The sequence below is a fragment of the Isoptericola halotolerans genome (assembly GCF_013149785.1).
In the GTDB taxonomy this organism is placed as follows: domain Bacteria; phylum Actinomycetota; class Actinomycetes; order Actinomycetales; family Cellulomonadaceae; genus Isoptericola; species Isoptericola halotolerans.
This window is the reverse complement of sequence record NZ_JABEZU010000002.1, coordinates 176,041-192,441: the sequence shown is the minus strand read 5'-3', so window position 1 is coordinate 192,441 and position 16,401 is coordinate 176,041. Positions and strand designations below refer to the sequence as shown.

The 16,401-nt window shown below is 72.1% G+C and carries 19 protein-coding genes; 5 read left to right on the top strand and 14 right to left on the bottom strand.

The window, feature by feature from the left end; translation table 11 throughout:
* Positions 1-11: 11 nt before the first annotated feature.
* On the bottom strand, positions 12-797 hold the full coding sequence (locus tag HDG69_RS08620) for an anti-sigma factor (protein ID WP_171783396.1): 786 nt from the start codon (positions 795-797) through the stop codon (positions 12-14).
* Entirely contained in the window at positions 790-1,317 is a 528-nt protein-coding gene (locus HDG69_RS08615; RefSeq protein WP_343036349.1) for a sigma-70 family RNA polymerase sigma factor, read from the bottom strand. Before HDG69_RS08615 ends, HDG69_RS08620 begins: the two co-directional genes overlap by 8 nt.
* 258 nt (positions 1,318-1,575) lie before the next feature.
* Between HDG69_RS08615 and HDG69_RS08610 the strand changes: the two genes are divergently transcribed.
* Entirely contained in the window at positions 1,576-2,607 is a 1,032-nt protein-coding gene (locus HDG69_RS08610) for a hypothetical protein (RefSeq protein ID WP_171783394.1), read from the top strand.
* Between the two features lie 77 nt (positions 2,608-2,684).
* Here HDG69_RS08610 and HDG69_RS08605 read toward each other — a convergent pair whose 3' ends face one another.
* The 3 genes from HDG69_RS08605 to HDG69_RS08595 form a co-directional block, all read right to left on the bottom strand.
* On the bottom strand, positions 2,685-3,812 hold the full coding sequence (locus tag HDG69_RS08605; RefSeq protein WP_171783393.1) for a 3-deoxy-7-phosphoheptulonate synthase: 1,128 nt from the start codon (positions 3,810-3,812) through the stop codon (positions 2,685-2,687).
* Positions 3,813-4,109: 297 nt separating this feature from the next.
* Positions 4,110-4,610, bottom strand: a complete 501-nt coding sequence (locus tag HDG69_RS08600; RefSeq protein WP_171783392.1) for an NUDIX domain-containing protein — start codon at positions 4,608-4,610, stop codon at positions 4,110-4,112.
* Between the two features lie 9 nt (positions 4,611-4,619).
* Positions 4,620-5,366, bottom strand: a complete 747-nt coding sequence (locus HDG69_RS08595; RefSeq protein ID WP_171783391.1) for a glutamine amidotransferase — start codon at positions 5,364-5,366, stop codon at positions 4,620-4,622.
* Between the two features lie 152 nt (positions 5,367-5,518).
* On the opposite strand from HDG69_RS08595, the gene HDG69_RS08590 reads away from it, so the two are divergent.
* Entirely contained in the window at positions 5,519-6,055 is a 537-nt protein-coding gene (locus HDG69_RS08590) for a hypothetical protein (protein WP_171783390.1), read from the top strand.
* Between the two features lie 125 nt (positions 6,056-6,180).
* Here HDG69_RS08590 and HDG69_RS08585 read toward each other — a convergent pair whose 3' ends face one another.
* From HDG69_RS08585 to HDG69_RS08560, 6 genes are read right to left on the bottom strand one after another with little or no spacing between them, the layout of a single operon-like run.
* Positions 6,181-6,987 carry an ABC transporter permease gene (locus HDG69_RS08585; RefSeq protein WP_171783389.1) on the bottom strand — a complete coding sequence of 269 codons (807 nt, stop codon included), beginning with the start codon at positions 6,985-6,987 and terminating at the stop codon, positions 6,181-6,183.
* Positions 6,984-7,970 carry an ABC transporter ATP-binding protein gene (locus HDG69_RS08580; RefSeq protein WP_171783388.1) on the bottom strand — a complete coding sequence of 329 codons (987 nt, stop codon included), beginning with the start codon at positions 7,968-7,970 and terminating at the stop codon, positions 6,984-6,986. Before HDG69_RS08580 ends, HDG69_RS08585 begins: the two co-directional genes overlap by 4 nt.
* 42 nt (positions 7,971-8,012) lie before the next feature.
* Positions 8,013-8,771, bottom strand: a complete 759-nt coding sequence (locus HDG69_RS08575) for a hypothetical protein (RefSeq protein WP_171783387.1) — start codon at positions 8,769-8,771, stop codon at positions 8,013-8,015.
* Positions 8,772-8,776: 5 nt separating this feature from the next.
* Positions 8,777-9,529: a hypothetical protein gene (locus tag HDG69_RS08570; RefSeq protein WP_171783386.1), complete on the bottom strand. Its 753-nt coding sequence runs from the start codon at positions 9,527-9,529 to the stop codon at positions 8,777-8,779.
* The gene (locus tag HDG69_RS08565; RefSeq protein ID WP_171783385.1) at positions 9,526-10,479 is read right to left on the bottom strand and encodes an ATP-binding cassette domain-containing protein; all 954 of its coding nucleotides are present in this window, start codon (positions 10,477-10,479) and stop codon (positions 9,526-9,528) included. The genes HDG69_RS08570 and HDG69_RS08565 overlap by 4 nt, the downstream gene beginning before the upstream one ends.
* Positions 10,476-10,889, bottom strand: a complete 414-nt coding sequence (locus HDG69_RS08560) for a GntR family transcriptional regulator (RefSeq protein ID WP_171783384.1) — start codon at positions 10,887-10,889, stop codon at positions 10,476-10,478. Before HDG69_RS08560 ends, HDG69_RS08565 begins: the two co-directional genes overlap by 4 nt.
* A gap of 150 nt (positions 10,890-11,039) precedes the next feature.
* Here HDG69_RS08560 and HDG69_RS08555 point away from each other — a divergent pair, with 150 nt between their 5' ends.
* Both HDG69_RS08555 and HDG69_RS08550 read left to right on the top strand, forming a co-directional pair.
* Positions 11,040-11,741, top strand: coding sequence for a DUF6318 family protein (locus HDG69_RS08555; protein ID WP_171783383.1), 702 nt, complete (start codon positions 11,040-11,042; stop codon positions 11,739-11,741).
* Positions 11,742-11,746: 5 nt separating this feature from the next.
* On the top strand, positions 11,747-12,700 hold the full coding sequence (locus HDG69_RS08550; RefSeq protein ID WP_171783382.1) for a hypothetical protein: 954 nt from the start codon (positions 11,747-11,749) through the stop codon (positions 12,698-12,700).
* A gap of 12 nt (positions 12,701-12,712) precedes the next feature.
* On the opposite strand, the gene HDG69_RS08545 is transcribed toward HDG69_RS08550, so the two are convergent.
* The gene (locus HDG69_RS08545; RefSeq protein ID WP_171783381.1) at positions 12,713-13,216 is read right to left on the bottom strand and encodes a DUF6194 family protein; all 504 of its coding nucleotides are present in this window, start codon (positions 13,214-13,216) and stop codon (positions 12,713-12,715) included.
* Between the two features lie 38 nt (positions 13,217-13,254).
* Here HDG69_RS08545 and HDG69_RS08540 point away from each other — a divergent pair, with 38 nt between their 5' ends.
* The gene (locus tag HDG69_RS08540; protein WP_171783380.1) at positions 13,255-14,004 is read left to right on the top strand and encodes a MerR family transcriptional regulator; all 750 of its coding nucleotides are present in this window, start codon (positions 13,255-13,257) and stop codon (positions 14,002-14,004) included.
* Here HDG69_RS08540 and HDG69_RS08535 read toward each other — a convergent pair.
* Positions 13,970-14,983: a Fic family protein gene (locus HDG69_RS08535; protein WP_343036348.1), complete on the bottom strand. Its 1,014-nt coding sequence runs from the start codon at positions 14,981-14,983 to the stop codon at positions 13,970-13,972. The genes HDG69_RS08540 and HDG69_RS08535 overlap by 35 nt on opposite strands.
* A gap of 299 nt (positions 14,984-15,282) precedes the next feature.
* Positions 15,283-16,398: an aspartate-semialdehyde dehydrogenase gene (locus tag HDG69_RS08530; RefSeq protein WP_171783378.1), complete on the bottom strand. Its 1,116-nt coding sequence runs from the start codon at positions 16,396-16,398 to the stop codon at positions 15,283-15,285.
* Between the last annotated feature and the right edge of the window lie 3 nt (positions 16,399-16,401).

The window sequence follows — 16,401 nt, the reverse complement described above, 5'->3', positions numbered from 1 at the left end:
CCCGGCTCGGATCAGCCCTCGGCGAGGACGACGACGGGGTCGGTGGTCGGCTGCTCCGAACCGCCCTCGGGCTCCACGGAGACCGCCAGGCCGATGCCCGAGGCGTCGCGCACGAGCTGCTCCGTCTCGCCGTCCTGCACGTCGAGGAGGCCGGCCGAGGTCACGTCGCCCTCGGCGCCCACCAGCCAGAGCTGGTAGACGGACTCGGCACCGACGTCGGGCAGGTCCCCCGCGCTGAACAGGAAGTCGTCGCCCGCCGCGAGCACCGTGGCGTAGCCGCCGCCCTCGACGTCGCCGCGCAGCAGGGTCGCGGACGGGTCGGCCATCATCTCGGCGACCGTGTCGACCTGCTCCTGCAGGCGGTTCTGCTCCACGGTGGCCTGGATCGCCACGGTCGTGGGGACGGCGACGGCCACGACGGCCGCTGCCGCGACGGCGACCGCGGCCCACCGCCGACGGCGCGGCGCGATCGGCACCACGTTCGTGCCGGCCTCACCGGTCGCGTCCCTGCCGTCGTCGGGAACGTTCCCGGCGGTGTCGCGCGTGCCGGCGTGACCGGCGCTCGTCGTCCCTCCGGAGGCTGCCACGATCCGGTCCAGGACAGCCGCGCGCACGTGGGCGGGCGGCTCGGTCTCGACGGCGAAGGCCGCGACCACCTCGCGGTACCCGTCGAGCGCGCGGCGGGCCTCGGCGTCGTCCGCGAGGAGACGCTCGACCGCGCGGCGTTCGAGGTCGTCGACCGCGTCGAGGGCGTAGGCGGGGATCAGGTCCCAGGAGTCGCGGGTGCTGTCAGCCACGGGACACCCCCAGGCAGTCGCGCAGGCGGCCGAGGCCGTCGCGGATCCGGGACTTCACCGTGGGCAGGGCGGCGCCGAGCCGCTCCGCGACCTCGCGGTAGGTGCGGCCGCCGTAGTAGGCGTCGACGACGGCCTCGCGCTGGGTGACGGTGAGCGAGTCGAGGCACCGGCGCACGGCGGCGCCCTCGAGACGTCGCTCGACGTCCTCGGCGACGTGGTCGTGGTCGGGGACCCCGACGGTTCCGTCGATGTCCCGCTGGTCCCGGTCCCGCCGCGCCTGCTCGGCGCGGACGCGGTCCACCGCCCGACGGCGGGCGAGGGTCGCGACCCAGGTGCGCGCCGAGGCGCGCGAGGGGTCGAACCGGGCTGCTGTCTGCCACACCTCGACCATCACCTCCTGGGTCACCTCGGCGGCGTGGTCCGGGTCCCGGAGCACGCCGAGCGACGTGCCGTAGGCCACCGGGGCCAGGGCGTCGTAGACGGGGCCGAACGCTGCCGGGTCACCGTCGACGCACGCCACGAGGGCATCGTCGACAGGAGTCGGCAGGGAAGGCGGCACCGTCACAGTGTGCCGTACCTGAGTCATCCGGTCGATCTGCACCCGTCGCGCGTCGCACGTCCCGGACCGTCCGGGACATCTGTGGTTCGGTGCCGACGGCTTCCTGGATGGGTGAGGACCGCCGTGGCGCGCGTCACCCCCACCGCACGAGCGTCTCTGTTCGTCAGGAACCAGGCGTCGATTCCTGACGAACAGAGACGCTCACGCCAGGTGCTGTGGATGGCGGCGGCAGCGCGCCCGGCGATCTGGTTGCCTCGATCCGTGCCGCGCCGCCCCCAGCCCCTCGCCGCGTCACTGCTCGCGCTGGCTGCCCGGCAGGAGGGCCTGCTGTCCGTCCGACAGTGCCTGCTCGCCGGCATGGACAGGGAGCAGGTCCAGGCCCGCCTGCGCACCACGGAGTGGGAGCGGCCCGTGCGCGGGGTGCTCGACACCGCACCGACCGGGCGCGAACGGACCGGCATCGACCTCGACCTCCGACGTCGGCGGGCAGCCGTCCTCGGGCTGCTGGCCCATCCTGGCTCGGTGGCCACCGGCCTCTGCGCCCTGGTGCTCCACGGCGTCCAGGGCGCTCCGGTGGACATCACGCCCGAGGTCGCGATGCCGACCGGCGCACCCCGTGCCGAGCGCCCACCGGTCCGCCTCCGGCGGTCAGCGGTGGCGCGGTGGGTCGACGTCGACGGCTTCCGCTGCGTCCCCGTCGCCCGAGCGCTCGTCGAGGCAGTGCCGCAGGTGGGGCGGCGCCACGCCGTCGCGCTCATGGACTCGGCATTGCACCAGGGCCTCCTGACGCCGCAGGAGCTGGAGACCACGCACCGGGACGCCGCCCGCCGTCGCGGCATGCGGCGCACCCGCGACTGGTGGTCGTCGGCCGACGCTCGCGCCGAGTCCCCGGCCGAGACCTGGGCACGCCTGTCCTGCGTCGACGACGGGTTCCCGCCCGACGCCCTCCAGCTCGAGGTCGCCGGACCCGACGGGCAGGTGTTCGCTCGCGTCGACATGGCGTGGCGGCTGCCGGACGGCACGACGCTGCTCGTGGAGATCGACGGGCAGGACGTCCACTCGACCCCGCGAGCGCTCTATCGGGACCGGGCACGGCAGAACCGCCTCGACACCTCGCGGACCGTCGTGCGCCGCCTCACCGGCAGCGACGCGTGGAACGGTCGTGTCGGTGTGGAGGTCGCCAAGGTCCTCCGCTACTCCGGCTGGCGGCCTGCCCCGTGGCCCCCCGAGGCGGTGCTCCGCCTCGGTTGAGCCGCCACCGTCTCTGTTCGTCAGCATTCAGGCGTCGATTCCTGACGAACAGAGACGCTCACGACGGGCGGGGGCCGTCAGGAGTCCCGGCGCGACCGCACCGCGCCGGCCAGCAGCTCCAGCAGCTCCGCCGTCGTGCCCCAGTCCATGCACTTGTCGGTGACCGACTGGCCGTACACCAGCGAGTCCAGCGGCCCGGGCTTCTGCGCCCCGGCCTCGAGGAAGCTCTCCAGCATCAGACCGGTGATCCCCTGCTCACCGTCCGCGAGGCGCGCCGCGATCTCCCGCACGACCTCCGCCTGGCGCACGTGGTCCTTGCCCGAGTTGCCGTGCGAGGCGTCCACGATCACGCCCTGCTCCACGGGCCCGCCCAGTCCCGACGTGCGGGCCACGCCCAGGGCGGCAGCGACGTCGTCGACGCCGTAGTTCGGTCCGCCGCGCCCACCCCGCAGGATCACGTGGCAGTCCGGGTTGCCGGCCGTCTCGACGGCGGCCGCGCGGCCCTCGGAGTCCGCCCCGAAGAACGTGTGCTCGCTGGCGGCGGTGATGCAGCCGTCCACCGCGATCTGCACGTCGCCGTCGGTCGCGTTCTTGAAGCCGATCGGCATCGACAGGCCGGACGCGAGCTGGCGGTGCACCTGCGACTCCGCGTTGCGCGCACCGATCGCGCCCCAGGTCACGGCGTCGGCGATGTACTGCGGGGAGGTCGGCTCGAGGAACTCGCACGCGGCCGGGACACCGGCGTCCAGCACACCGAGCAGCACCTCGCGGGCGAGCCGCAGGCCGTGGTGCACGTCGTGCGAGCCGTCCAGGTGCGGGTCGTTGATGAGGCCCTTCCAGCCGACCGTGGTGCGCGGCTTCTCGAAGTAGACCCGCATGACCACGACCAGCTCGTCGGACAGCTCGCGCGCCAGAGGGGCGAGCCGTCGCGCGTAGTCGAGCGCGGCCGCCGGGTCGTGCACCGAGCACGGACCGACGATGACGACGAGACGGTCGTCCTCGCCGACCAGGACGTCGCGGACCTCGCGGCGCGACGTCGTCACCAGGTCGCTGCGCTGGGTGCCCAGCGGCAGGGCGGTGCGCATCGCCCGGGGGGCGGGCAGCGGGTCGAGCGCGCGGACGCGCAGGTCAGAGGTCTCGGCCATCAGGTCAGTATCATCCGAGGTCGCGGTGCCGCGCGCGGCGGGCGTGGTCGTGGGGCTCATCGGGGCTCCTGGTCGTGAGTGGTCGGTCGAGGGAAGGTCCGGCACGTCGCCGGTCCGGCGCGTCGCCGGGGGCGGACCGGTCCCGACCGGAAGCCCCGACGACAAAGGGCCCGGACGCATGGTGCGTCCCAGGCCCTGTGCTGGCTCCGGTGGAAGGTGTCGGTCAGGCGCGAGCCCGCCGAGCTCCCAGCGGAGCCGGCGTAAAGCGCCAATACCAACGGATGTTCACGGCCACGACAGTACGCGCGCCGTCGAGCGGCGTCCAGCGCGTCCACGATCCGGGCACGACGGCGGACCTCAGGGTCGCTCGAACAGCGCGGCCCGGTCGGTGGCCGCCAGGAAGTCGCGCTCGTGCGCCAGCCGCTCCCGGGTGGAGTCGGCGAGGTCGGCGGGCAGCTCGTGGGCGCCGAACCAGCCGACCTCCGACGACTCGTCGTCGGCGACGCGCGCGGCACGGGCCGCTGCGGGCGAGACCGGGCAGGCCCGGAAGAGGGTGTCGAGGTAGGCGCTCCGGTCGCCGTTGGGGTACACGATGACGGGGGTGCTGAAGATCCCGACGACCTCCACGACCTCGATCTCCACCGCCGTCTCCTCGAGCACCTCGCGCACGATCCCGGCGGCGGGCTGCTCGCCCGGGTCCAGGATGCCGCTCGGCAGGGCCCAGCGGCCGTTGTCGGTGCGCCGCCCGAGCAGCAGCCGGTGGTCGCCGTCGCGCACGACCGCGCTCACGCCCGGCAGCCACAGCAGGTCGGTGCCGACGCGGGTGCGCAGAGAGGCGACGTGGTCGGGGATCGGCATGCCGCGACCCTATCCGCCGTCGGGGCGGTGCCCGTAGCGGTCGACGAAGTTGCGCACGACCCGCATCGGCGCGGTGACGGGGCGGGCTGCCGCCCGGGTGACGACGTCGTCGGCCTCGTCGGCGGCGAAGTACCCGTAGTCGCGGTAGACCTGCACCCGCTGGGTGAGTCCGGCGAGGTCCAGCTCGGGGTGGAACTGGGTGGCGTAGAGGTGGGACCGCAGGCGGAACATCTGGACGGGCGACCGGGGCGAGAGCGCGAGCCGCACGGCTCCGGGTGGCAGACCGCGCATGGCCTCCTTGTGCCCGACGTAGGCGGCGAACGCCGGGGGCAGCCCGGCGAGCAGCGGGTCCGCCATGCCCTCCTGGGTCAGCTCGACGGTGGCGACGCCGACCGCCTCGCCGTAGAGCCGGTCGACCACTCCCCCGGCGTACTGCCCCAGGGTGCCGACGCCGTAGCAGGCACCGAGGAAGGGGAAGTCACGGTCGACGACCTCGTCGAGCAGCGTCGTGAACTCACGCTCCACGCGCCGCTGGGTGTCCGACTTCTCGCTGTCAGGATCGGAGGAGTTGAACGGGCCGCCGCCGACGATGATCCCGGAGTACCGGTCGAGGTCGAGCCGCGGCATCGGGCGCTCCTCGAGGCGGACACGGTGGAGCTGGTCGGGTGCGAGGGCGCCGTACCGGCAGAACGCCTCGTACTCGCCGTCGGCGGCGACGTCCTCGGCGCGCGTCGCCAGGAGCAGGAACGGCTTCACCCTTGCAGCGTAGGCCGATTCCTGCGCCAGCCGCCGCGGACGACAGAGCGGTGAGCTCTTGAGCGCGTGGTGACCACAGGGTCTTGAATGTGACGACAGGCACTCGGCGCCCGCCGTGATCCAGGCGCGCCGGGAGAAGGAGGTGAACGATCGTGCCCGAAGCAACCGATGCCTTCCTGCTCGCCCTCGCGGGCATCGCAGCGACCCTTGTCGGCATGTTCATGCTGGCGGTGTTCTTCTACCTCGACTCGGCGCTGCACCGGGCCCGCGGCGCCGCAGGCAGCACGTCGGACCGGTACATGCGGGCGGGCGCCCGGTGGGTGCTCACCGCCTACAGCCTGCCCCTGATCGTCGCTCTTGCCCTGGTCGGTGTGGGGCCGGTCTGGGCGGCTGTCGCGTTCCTGGTGCTGGCGGCGGCGCTCGTGGCCGCCACCGTCGACACGTCCCGTCGCATCGTGAGGGTGGGCGCGACGAGGAAGTCTCTCGCACTCGCCGCGAACGAGGTCCTGACCTCGCTCGCGGTGGTGACCCTGGTCGTCCTGCCGTGGATCCTCGGCGGCTGGATCCCCTCGCCGAGCGACTTCGTCCCTTCCCTCCTTCTCGCCCTCGCCGTCGGGTTCACCAGCACGGCGACCGTCATCATGTCGGTCTTCGACGCCGGGGAGGCGTCCGCGCCTACCGCCGTTTGACCCCCGGACGGCGGTACCACGCCAGCGCGGGCGTCTCCGGCCCGCGCACGACGCGGCGACGTGCTCGGCGCGGGTCGCCGGCAGAAGGAACGTCCCGGTCCGCCCTCCGAGGGCACCGGGTGGTGTCAGCTCCAGCGGAACAACCGGATCGCGAGCGGGAGCAGCACCGCCGTCCACACGACCATGACCACCATCTGCAGCGTCGGGAAGCCGGCCTCGAACCAGCCCGTCGTCAGCGCCTGGGCAGCAGCGCCGAGCGGGGTGAACTGGCCGATGTCACGCAACAGGTCGGGCATGATCGGTCCCGGCGTCCACAGCCCGGCCAGGAGCAGCATCGGGAAGTACAGCGACATCGCGATCGCGTTCGCCGACGACGGTCGTGGGGCGACCGCGGCGACCAGCATGCCGAGCGCGAACATGGAGGACAGACCCAGCGCCGTCGCGAGCAGCACCACCCCCAGCTGCGAGGGCACCGGCACGCCGAAGGCGAGCTCGGCGACGACCAGCGCGAGAGCGATCCCCACGAGCGTGGTGACCATGTTGATGATCAGGTGGCTCGCGACGATGCCCTGCGGTCGCATCGGCGTGGTCGACATCCGCCGCAGCACCCCCTTCTCCCGGTAGGTCGCGATGGTCACGGGCATCACGGTCAGCGAGGCGGTGCCGACGGCCATCGCGAGCACGGTGGGCAGGAACGTGGCGATGGGGGTGAGCCCGAACCAGACGGAGTCGGGTGGGGCGTCGGTGATGGGATCGCGCATCCCGGGGATGAAGAACCCGACGCCGAGCAGGATGATCGTCGGGAAGACGATCCCGAAGAACGGCGAGGCGAAGTCGCGCATCCACACCTTCGTCTCGGTGGTCAGCAGGCGCCCGAAGCCGTGCCAGCCGGAGCTCCGGCGGCGGGCGGGGGCGGCGGTGGTCGTGGTCATGACCGGACTCCTTCGGTGGTGAGCTCGGGCTCGGGCTCCTGCGGGGCGTAGGTGCGCCCGGTGACGGCGAGGAAGACGTCCTCGAGCGTGCGCGTGACGGTGCGGACGTCCTCGGGCACGAGGTCGGCCTCCGCCAACGCCGGGACGACGGCGAACAGCACCCGGGGCGTGCCGGAGACGGCGATCTCGCCGGGCGTGCCGTCCAGCTCCTCGACGCGCACGACGTCGTGGTGCTCGGCGGCGAGCCGGTCGAGCCGCTGCCGGGCGCGCCCGGCGTCGTCCGCGCCGAACCGCACGACGACGGTGCGTTCGTCGTCGAGGCCGTCGATCAGACCGGCGGGGGTCCCCTCGGCGACGACGCGGCCGGCGTCGATCACGACGAGCCGGTCGCAGAGCCGCTCGGCCTCGTCCATGAAGTGGGTGACGAGCAGGATCGTCACACCGGTGGCTCGCACCCGTTCCACGAGCTCCCACGTGCTGCGGCGGGCCTGCGGGTCCAGGCCGGTGGTGAGCTCGTCCAGGATGGCGACCTCGGGGTTGCCGACCAGGGCCAGCGCGATCGACAGCCGCTGCTTCTGACCGCCGGACAGGCGTCCGAACTGCTTGTCGGTGTGCTCGGTCAGGTCGAGCAGGTCCAGCAGCTCACCGGGATCGGCGGGCCGGGAGTAGAAGCCGGCGAAGAGATGCAGGACCTCGCCGACGGTGATCTTGTCGTGCAGCGTGGCCTCCTGCAGCTGGACCCCCAGCAGGTCCTTCACGGCGGCGGGGTCCCGCTGGGTGTCGTGGCCCAGCACGGTCACGGTCCCGCCGTCGGCGTGCCGCAGGCCGGCGAGCGTCTCGACGGTGGTGGTCTTGCCGGCGCCGTTCGGGCCGAGGATCCCGAAGATCTCCCCGGGCTGGACGGTGAACGACACGTCGTCGACGGCGACCTTGTCACCGTAGGTCTTGCGGAGGTGCGTGACCTCCACGACGGGGTCGGCCATGGTGGGCCTCCTTCAGTGGGTGTTGGTCGGACGATCAGGTGGTCAGGCAGGCCGAGGAACGACGCTGCGGAGCATGTGGTGTGCGACGAGAGCGGCCAGCACCGCGGCGAGGGCTCCTCCCCCGAGCGCGACCGCCGTCCCGAGCACGGGGCCGACGGCCGCGTCACGCAGCGGGATGCTGAAGATGCCCGTGCGTGTCGCGAGATCGGCGAGGACGCCGGGGACGAGCAGCGGCACGATGGCGAGAGTGCCGCGCAACCCGCCCCAGCGCTGGTAGCCGGCCAGCACGGCGGCGCCGACGAGTGCATAGGTGGTGATGACCAGGGACTCGGCCGCGACCGTGCCGGCGACGCCGGCAGGTCCGTCGAGGCCGAAGGCACCGGTAGCCCCCTGCCACGGGCGGTCGAGGGCGGCAAACGTCCCCCGCTCGGCGAGGGTGAGCAGGACGGTCGCCACCCCGAAGGCCAGGCCGCCGAGGACCGCCGCGCGGGCGATGCCCTCGACGAGCGCTCGGCGGGTGCCCCCGGCGGCGAGGTGGGTGCGCAGCAGGGCGCCCGTGGCGATGATGCCGATGGCGAACGCGGGCCAGCGCGCCGGGCTGCCGGCGGCGTCGTAGGTGAGGCCGTCCGCGACCCCGCCCCAGCGTGCGACGATCAGGGGCAGGCTCAGCACGATCAGTGCCCAACCGGTCCAGAACCAGGCTCCGGCCAGCAGCAGCACACGGAGGAACCGCCGGCGGGCGGCCGCGACCGCCCGGGCGTGCGGGCCGGGACCGAGGCCCGCCGTCGTCCCGCTGGTCATCGCGGTCACCTCGTCGGGCGGAGTCGGAGGGAGTGGAGGTGCAGGTGGAGCCACCCGGCCGCGAGCACGACGGCGGCCGCTCCGCCCACCAGTCCGATCGCCACTGCGCTCGACGCCGGGATCTGCACCAGGTTGCCCAGGACGTCGTGGCCGCTCCCACCTGCTGTGACGAGGTCGACGAGAGCGAGCGGGACGAGTCCCGGGACGACGAGCAGGGTGCCGCGCCACCCGCCGTGCGACTGGTAGCCGGCGACGACGGCGCACCCGACCAGCACGTAGACCGCAGTGGCGAAGGTGTCGGCGACGAGCTCGACGGCGAACGCGCCGTCGCCCGTCGTGAGCGCATCGGCTCGTTGCCACGTCCACCCGAGCGCTCCGAACAGTCCCCGTTCACCGACGGTGGCCAGCGCGCCGATCGCGGCGTAGACGACCCCGGCGATCACCGCGGCCCGGATCGCGCCGTCGCGCAGTGCGCGCCGGGTGCCACCGGCGGCGAGGTGGGTCGCCAGGATGGTGGCGAGCATCGCGATGGCGGTGCCGAAGGCGACCCACCGGGCGATGTAGTCGCTCGTGGCGAGCACGCCGTGCTCCATCTCGTTGCCGGCGCGGCGCACGAGCAGGGGGACGACGACGGCCACGACGGCGTAGACGAGCCAGAAGCCGGCGCCGATGGTGATGACGGAGGTCGCGATCGACCGCGTGACACGGCGGACCGCACGTCGCTGGACCTGGGCGGCGAGCACCTTGCGGTCGGTCATGACGTTCCCTTCCGCGCCGGGTCCGTCAGCCGGACGAACAGGTCCTGCAGCGGGAGCGACCCCAGCTCGACGCCGGCGTCGCGTGCGGTGGCGGCCTCGCCGTCGTCGGGGGCTCCCTCGAGCGTGACCTGCACGGTGGCACCGAGCTGCTGGCGGTGCAGGATGCGGCGCTCCCCGGTGAGCCGTTCGACGGCGGAGGCGGGGCCGGTCAGGCTGAAGCCGCGCCGGCCCATCTCCTCGGCGGTCTCGGCGAGGAGCACCCGCCCCCGGTCGAGGACGACGACGTCCTCGAAGAGGCGCTCGACCTCCTCGACCAGGTGGCTGGACAGCAGGATGGTGCGCGGGTGCTCGGCGTAGTCGGCGAGGATCTCGTCGTAGAAGGCGTAGCGCGTCGGCGCGTCCATCCCGAGGTAGACCTCGTCGAAGATCGTCAGCGGTGCGCGGGCGGCGAGGCCGATGGTGGCTCCGACGGCGGACTTCTTGCCGCGGGACAGCGCGGCGGGCTTCTTGCGCGGGCTGACCTCGAACATGTCGAGCAGTCGCCCGGCGAGGTCCACGTCCCAGTACGGGCGCAGGTCGGCGTAGTACTTGAGCGTCTCGGAGAGCTTCTCGTCGTCCTGGAGGTCTCCGCTCTCGCGCACGAGCTGCACGTTGGACGTCACCCAGGCGTTCTCCCACGGGTCCTCCTGCGCGCCCTCGGTACCGACCCGCACGGTGCCGCTGGTGGGGCGGGTGAAGGCGGCCAGCAGGGAGAGCATCGTGGACTTGCCGGCGCCGTTGCGGCCGAGGATCCCGGTGATGGTGCCGGGCCGGACGGTGAGGCCCACGCCGTCGAGCGCGGTGGTGGCGTCCTCCCTGAACGTGTTCCCGTCGGCGGACATCCGGCGCTGCTTGCCGAACCGGACGACGACGTCGTCCAGGCGGGCGCCGAACGGGGCGGGGGGCGTCATGACTGCTCCTGGTTCGTGGTGTGGTCGGTGGCGGCGGGTCCGTCGGGACCGGTGCCGTGCCGGCGGGCGTGGACGTAGGCGACGATCTCGTCGGCAGGGATGCCGAGGACGTCCGCCTGGGCCAGGGCGGGTGCCAGCACGTCGTCGAAGTAGGCCGTGCGGTGCTGGTCGAGGAGGCGTTCCCGCGCGCCGGGCGCGACGAACATGCCGAGGCCTCGCCGCTTGTAGAGCACGCCCTCCTCGACGAGACCGGTGAAGGCCTTCGCCGCCGTGGCGGGGTTGATCCGGAACGTCGTCGCGAACTGGGTGGTGGACATGACCTGCTCCTCCTCCGCGAGCTCGCCCGCGAGGACCTGCGACCGGATCTGCTGCGCGATCTGGACGTAGATCGGTTCGGGGCCGTCGAACACGCGACCCTCCTCAGGGTTTACTGGTGCTGTGGTTCATTACTTGACTAATGAACCACAGGAGACCGAGTGCCGTCAACCCCCCTACCGCTGTGGGTGCGCGGATGCGACCGGTCCACTGAGCGAGACGTTGTCCACAGGGTCGTGCCCAGGATGGGCGGGTTTCGCTACGGTGTCGGGGATGTCGCCGTCGACTCCCTGGTGAAGGACCCTGTGAAGGACTCCGTGAAGGAACCCGTGAAGGAACACCCGAGCCCTCGTCCCGTCCCCGCGTCCGGTGCGCTCGCGCTGGTCGCGCTGCTGCTCGCCGGCTGCACCGGCCCCGAGCCGGCCCCCGACCCGGGCACGACGGCGGAGGCTGCGCCGAGCCCGTCGGCGACGGCGGCGGAATCCTCGCCGACGCCGTCGCCCACGCCGGTGGTCGTCGCACCGGAACGCCCCGCCGCGATGGACGACGACGGGTACGAGGGCGCCGAGGCGGCGGCGGTGTACTTCCAGCTGCTCGACACCTACATGATGAAGACCGGGGACACCACCGAGTGGGAAGCGATGTCGCACCCGGAGTGCAACACGTGCGCCAACCGTCTGGAGCAGGCACAGACGATCGCCGCCAACGGCGACCGCTTCGAAGGTGGTGAGACATCGGTCCAAGTGCTGCACACGTATGAGCAGGACGAACCCACTGGCGGATGGCCACTTGACGTCGAGGTCACGACGCAGGAAGTGACGATCACCGGACCGGAGGGAACTGACATCGCTCAGTTCGCAAGCACTCAGGGAGTCGTGCGAATGGAACTGATACGCCACGGTGGTCAGTGGGCCATCCTGGGGGTCGCGCCGCTCGAAGAGGGTTGATCCGTATGAGCGCGATCACCGCTGCCGCGATCGCAGCGAGCCTCCTACTCGGAACGTCTACCGATGTGTACACGCCAATACTCGACGACCCGGCGGACGAGGTGCGGCTCGGCGCTCACGGCGCCGCGCAGAACCCCGCGACCTCGGGCCAGGACGACGGCCCCCGCGACCGCTACTTCCGCACCGACCTGACCACCTGCAACCTCGCCGCGACCTGGGACGGCGTCGACCTCGCCACCACCCTGGACACCTGCCCCGACGAGGCCCTCGAACTCACCATCCAAGGCGCCCCCTGCACCGACGACGAGTACGAGCTCGCCGACCTGTGGGTCGAACGCCTCCGCGACGACGGCACCTACACCGACCCCGAGCACCTCTCCGGACGCGAGTGCATCACCCCCACCGACCTCGCCCCCCACGCCCGACACGAGTTCGCCACCATGCACATCCCCACCCCCCAAGCCACCCTCCAAGCCCGCGAACCCCTCCTGGCAGGCGTCCACTACCCCGCCTACGCCACCACCCAACCCCAGATCGTCGACGTCACCCTCCTGGACGTCCCCGTCCAGATCCGCGCCGACCCCGTCGAGTACACCTGGAACTTCGACGACCCCCACACCCCCGGCGGCGCCACCCTGACCACCACCGACCCCGGCCAACCCTGGACCGACGACGCCCCCACCCCCGACCACACCTGGATCGGCCACACCTACACCCACCTCGGCCACCCCGACACCCACACCGGCACCCACCGCGACGACGCCGGCAACTGGTACCGCCCCGAGGTCACCACCACCCTGACCACCACCTGGCAAGGCCACTTCCGCATCACCGGCACGAGCACCTGGACCACCATCGACGGCACCATCACCACCACCAGCACCACCGACCCCGTCACCCTCACCGAAGCCCGCGCCCGCCTCGTCTGCGACGACACCCACGGCCACACCACCTGCTGATCGACGTCGGACTCACGAACCGTGCGACCAGGCCCCGCGCCGGCGCTCGTCCCGCCGTCGAGCCGCGTCGTGCGCCTCCCGCAGCAGCGTGAGGACGACGCCGGCTGTGCGCTCGTCCGGGTCGACCACGCAGACCCAGCCCAGGTGGCCGTACACCGGGTGGGACATCAGGACGTCGGTAGGGACGCCGTCCGACGGCGGCACGCTGGTCGCGCGGGTCCCGTCGGCCTTGCCCGGCGCCCGGACGACACCGAGCTCGCCCGCGCGCTCTCGACCCACGTGGACGTTGACGCGCCACCGCCCGGGTCGATCGAGGTCGCAGGCGGTGTCGTCCGGGTAGTTCTTCGTGGTGATGGTGCCGTAGGGCTGCACGGCCGTGGGCACGCGGCCGTCCGGCGCGAAGTAGAAGAAGGCGTCGCCCCAGGTGAGCTCCGGGGCGTCGCCGCCAGGTCCAGGCTGCAGCACGAGCGCGCCGTCCAACTCGTGCACCGCGGAGATGATCTGTTCGATGTCCATACTTCAAGCATCACCTTCATGTGCTTGTGTGGGGTTTGATGAACGGTCGACGGAGGACCTCCGACGTCGCCCGCGCCACGGGCTACTCCGTCCAGCAGGTGCGCGACCTGGAACGGCTCGGCGTGATCCCGCCGGCAAGCCGCTCCTCGAACGGCTACCGCCGGTACAGGCCGCTCCATCTCCAGGCGGTACGCGCCTACCGCGGGCTCGCGACCGCCGTCGGCCCCGTCATCGCACGTCGGACGATGGTGGAACTGTGGAGGTCGCCGCGCGATGTCGCAGTGGCGTCCCTGACCGAGCTGCACGTCGGCCTGGCCGAGGACCGCCGCCAGACCCTCCAGGCGCTCGACGCGCTCTACGAGATCGGCGCCGAGCCGGCGGCGACCCGTGCCGGCGACGTCCTGTCGATCACCGAGCTCGCCGACGCCCTGGGCGTCCGGACCTCGACGCTGCGCCACTGGGAGTCCGAAGGTCTGGTCACCGCGCAACGGGTCGGGTCTCTGCGGGTCCGTACCTACGACGTCGGGCAGGTCGGAGCCGCGCGGATCGTCGCGGCGTTGCGCGCGGCGGGGTACGGAGTCCCGGAGGTGGCGACCGTCATGGCCGCGCTGCGAGGAGCCGGGGGCACGGCGCAGGCCGAGACCGCGCTGCGCGAACGGCTGGACACGATCGCGACGCGGTCGCTGGCGCTGCTGCGCGCCGGTACCGACCTGGTCGCCGTCGTGGACTCCGTCGAACTCGAGCGATCCAGGACTACCCGCGCAACACGTCCATCAGCGCCCGGTTGATGTAGAGGACCTCACGGCCGACGCGCAGGTCGGCAAGCACCCCGGCATCGACCAGTCCGTGCATCCACTTTGACGCCGTGGGCCGAGACACGCCGCACCGGTCGATGACGTCCCGCACCCGGGAGTACGGCTGCTCCATGAGCACCGACAGCAGATCACCGTTGGCCGACCCCACCACCTGACGGACATGATCGAGCAGCTGTCCTTGGACATCGTCGATGTTGTCGACCACCCGGGTGGTCCGCTCCGCGGTCACTCGGACACCATCGATGATGTACCGGACCCACGGCTCCCAAGTTCCGTCCGACGTCACCTCGCGCAGCAGGCGGTAGTAGTCGTCCTTCGACTCGATGATGTAGCGAGACAGGTACAGCAGGGGAAGGTGCATCAGCCCGGCGTCACAGAGCATCAGCACGTTCATGATGCGCCCGGTGCGACCGTTGCCGTCGGTGAACGGGTGGATCGCCTCGAACTGGTAGTGGGCGACCGCCATCCGCACCAGCGGGTCGAGGTCGGTCGGCGCATTGAGAAACTCCGACCAGTTGTCGAGCAACCTGGACAGCTCGGTGCCCGATGGCGGGGTGTACACGCGTTGCCTGGTCGCAGGGTCCCCGATGAACACCTCGCCTCGACGGAACCCCTCGTCATGGCCACGGATGACGGCGCATATCTCGGCCGCCGTGTTGGCCGTGAGCGGCCGATGGCCCACCTGCTGGAACCCGGTCTGCAGCGCGCTGCGGTATCGGAGCGCCTCCCGTGCCGCGGGAGTCGCTCCGACGTCCGTGGCTGCTGCCGTGAACAGCTCGTCCGTCGTCGTGACGATGTTCTCGATCTCCGAGCTTGCCTGCGCTTCCAGGAGCGGGATGGCGTTGATCAGCACCGTCGGATTCGGCAGGGCCTGCGCTCGCGCATCGAAGCGCGCCAGGGCATCGCGTGCCTCGATCGTCACCTTGAGCACCGCGTGGGTCTCCAGCTCCACCCGGGGAGGCAGGACTGGAAGACCGTCATGGGGCCGAGCAGGTTCCCGGTTCATCGGATCAGATTAACGTAACCTGTCAAAAATCGCACAGATTTTTGACAGGTTCGCCGTACGTGTCAACCAACTTGGCACGTGGCACACGGCAGCAGCCCACCCGCCTTCCGCTGTGGGTGCACGACACACCGCCAACCAGCCAGCAACAACGGCGCGTCGTGCACCCACAACGGCAGGGGGAACGACGACAGGCCGCGGCGGGAGGATCCCACCGCGGCCCGTCAGGGTGATTCAGGCGACGTGACTCAGGCGACCGGCTCCTGCGCCGCGTCGACCTCGTCGAACGTGGAGAGCTCGGCGAGGTCGCCGGCGACGATCTCCGCGATCTGCACGGCGTTGAGCGCCGCGCCCTTGCGCAGGTTGTCGTTCGACACGAACAGGACCAGCCCTCGGCCGTCCGGCACGGACTGGTCCGCCCGGATCCGACCCACGAACGACGGGTCGGCACCGGCCGCACCCAGCGGCGTCGGGACGTCGACCAGCTCCACGCCGGGCGCGGAGCCCAGCAGCTCGCGGGCCCGCTCGGGCGACAGCGGCGCACCGAACTCGGCGTGGATGGCCAACGAGTGCCCGGAGAACACCGGCACCCGCACGCAGGTCCCTGCCACGGCGAGGTCCGGCAGGCCGAGGATCTTGCGGGACTCGTTGCGGAGCTTCTGCTCCTCGTCGGTCTCGCCCGACCCGTCGTCCACGATCGAACCGGCCAGCGCGATGACGTCGAACGCGATCGGCGCGACGTAGTTGTCCGGTTCCGGGAAGTCGACGGCCGCACCGGAGTGCGTGAGTCCTTCGAGATCCCCCGCGACGGCGGCGCGCGCCTGCCCCGCCAGCTCGGCCACGCCCGACACCCCGGACCCCGAGACCGCCTGGTACGTGGCGACCCGCAGCCGCTCGAGCCCGGCCTCGGCGGCCAGCGGCTTGAGCACCGGCATCGCGGCCATCGTCGTGCAGTTGGGGTTGGCGATGATGCCCTTCACGGCGTCGCTGATCGCCTCCGGGTTGACCTCGGAGACCACCAGCGGCACCTCCGGGTCGAGGCGCCAGGCGGAGGAGTTGTCGACGACGACGGCGCCTGCCTCCGCGAAGCGGGGCGCGTGCTCGCGCGACGTGCCCCCACCGGCGGAGAACAGGGCGATGTCGATGTCGGCGAGCTCCGCCGTCGGCGTCGCCGCGACGTCCTCGACGGTGACCTCGATCCCCTCGTACGCGAGGGTCGAGCCGGCGGACCGCGCCGAGGCGAAGAGGCGCAGCTCCTTGACGGGGAACCCGCGCTCGGTGAGCAGCCGGCGGATCACGCCGCCGACCTGGCCGGTCGCGCCGACCACGGCGACGTTGACTCCCTGGGAGTTGATGGCAGCCATCAG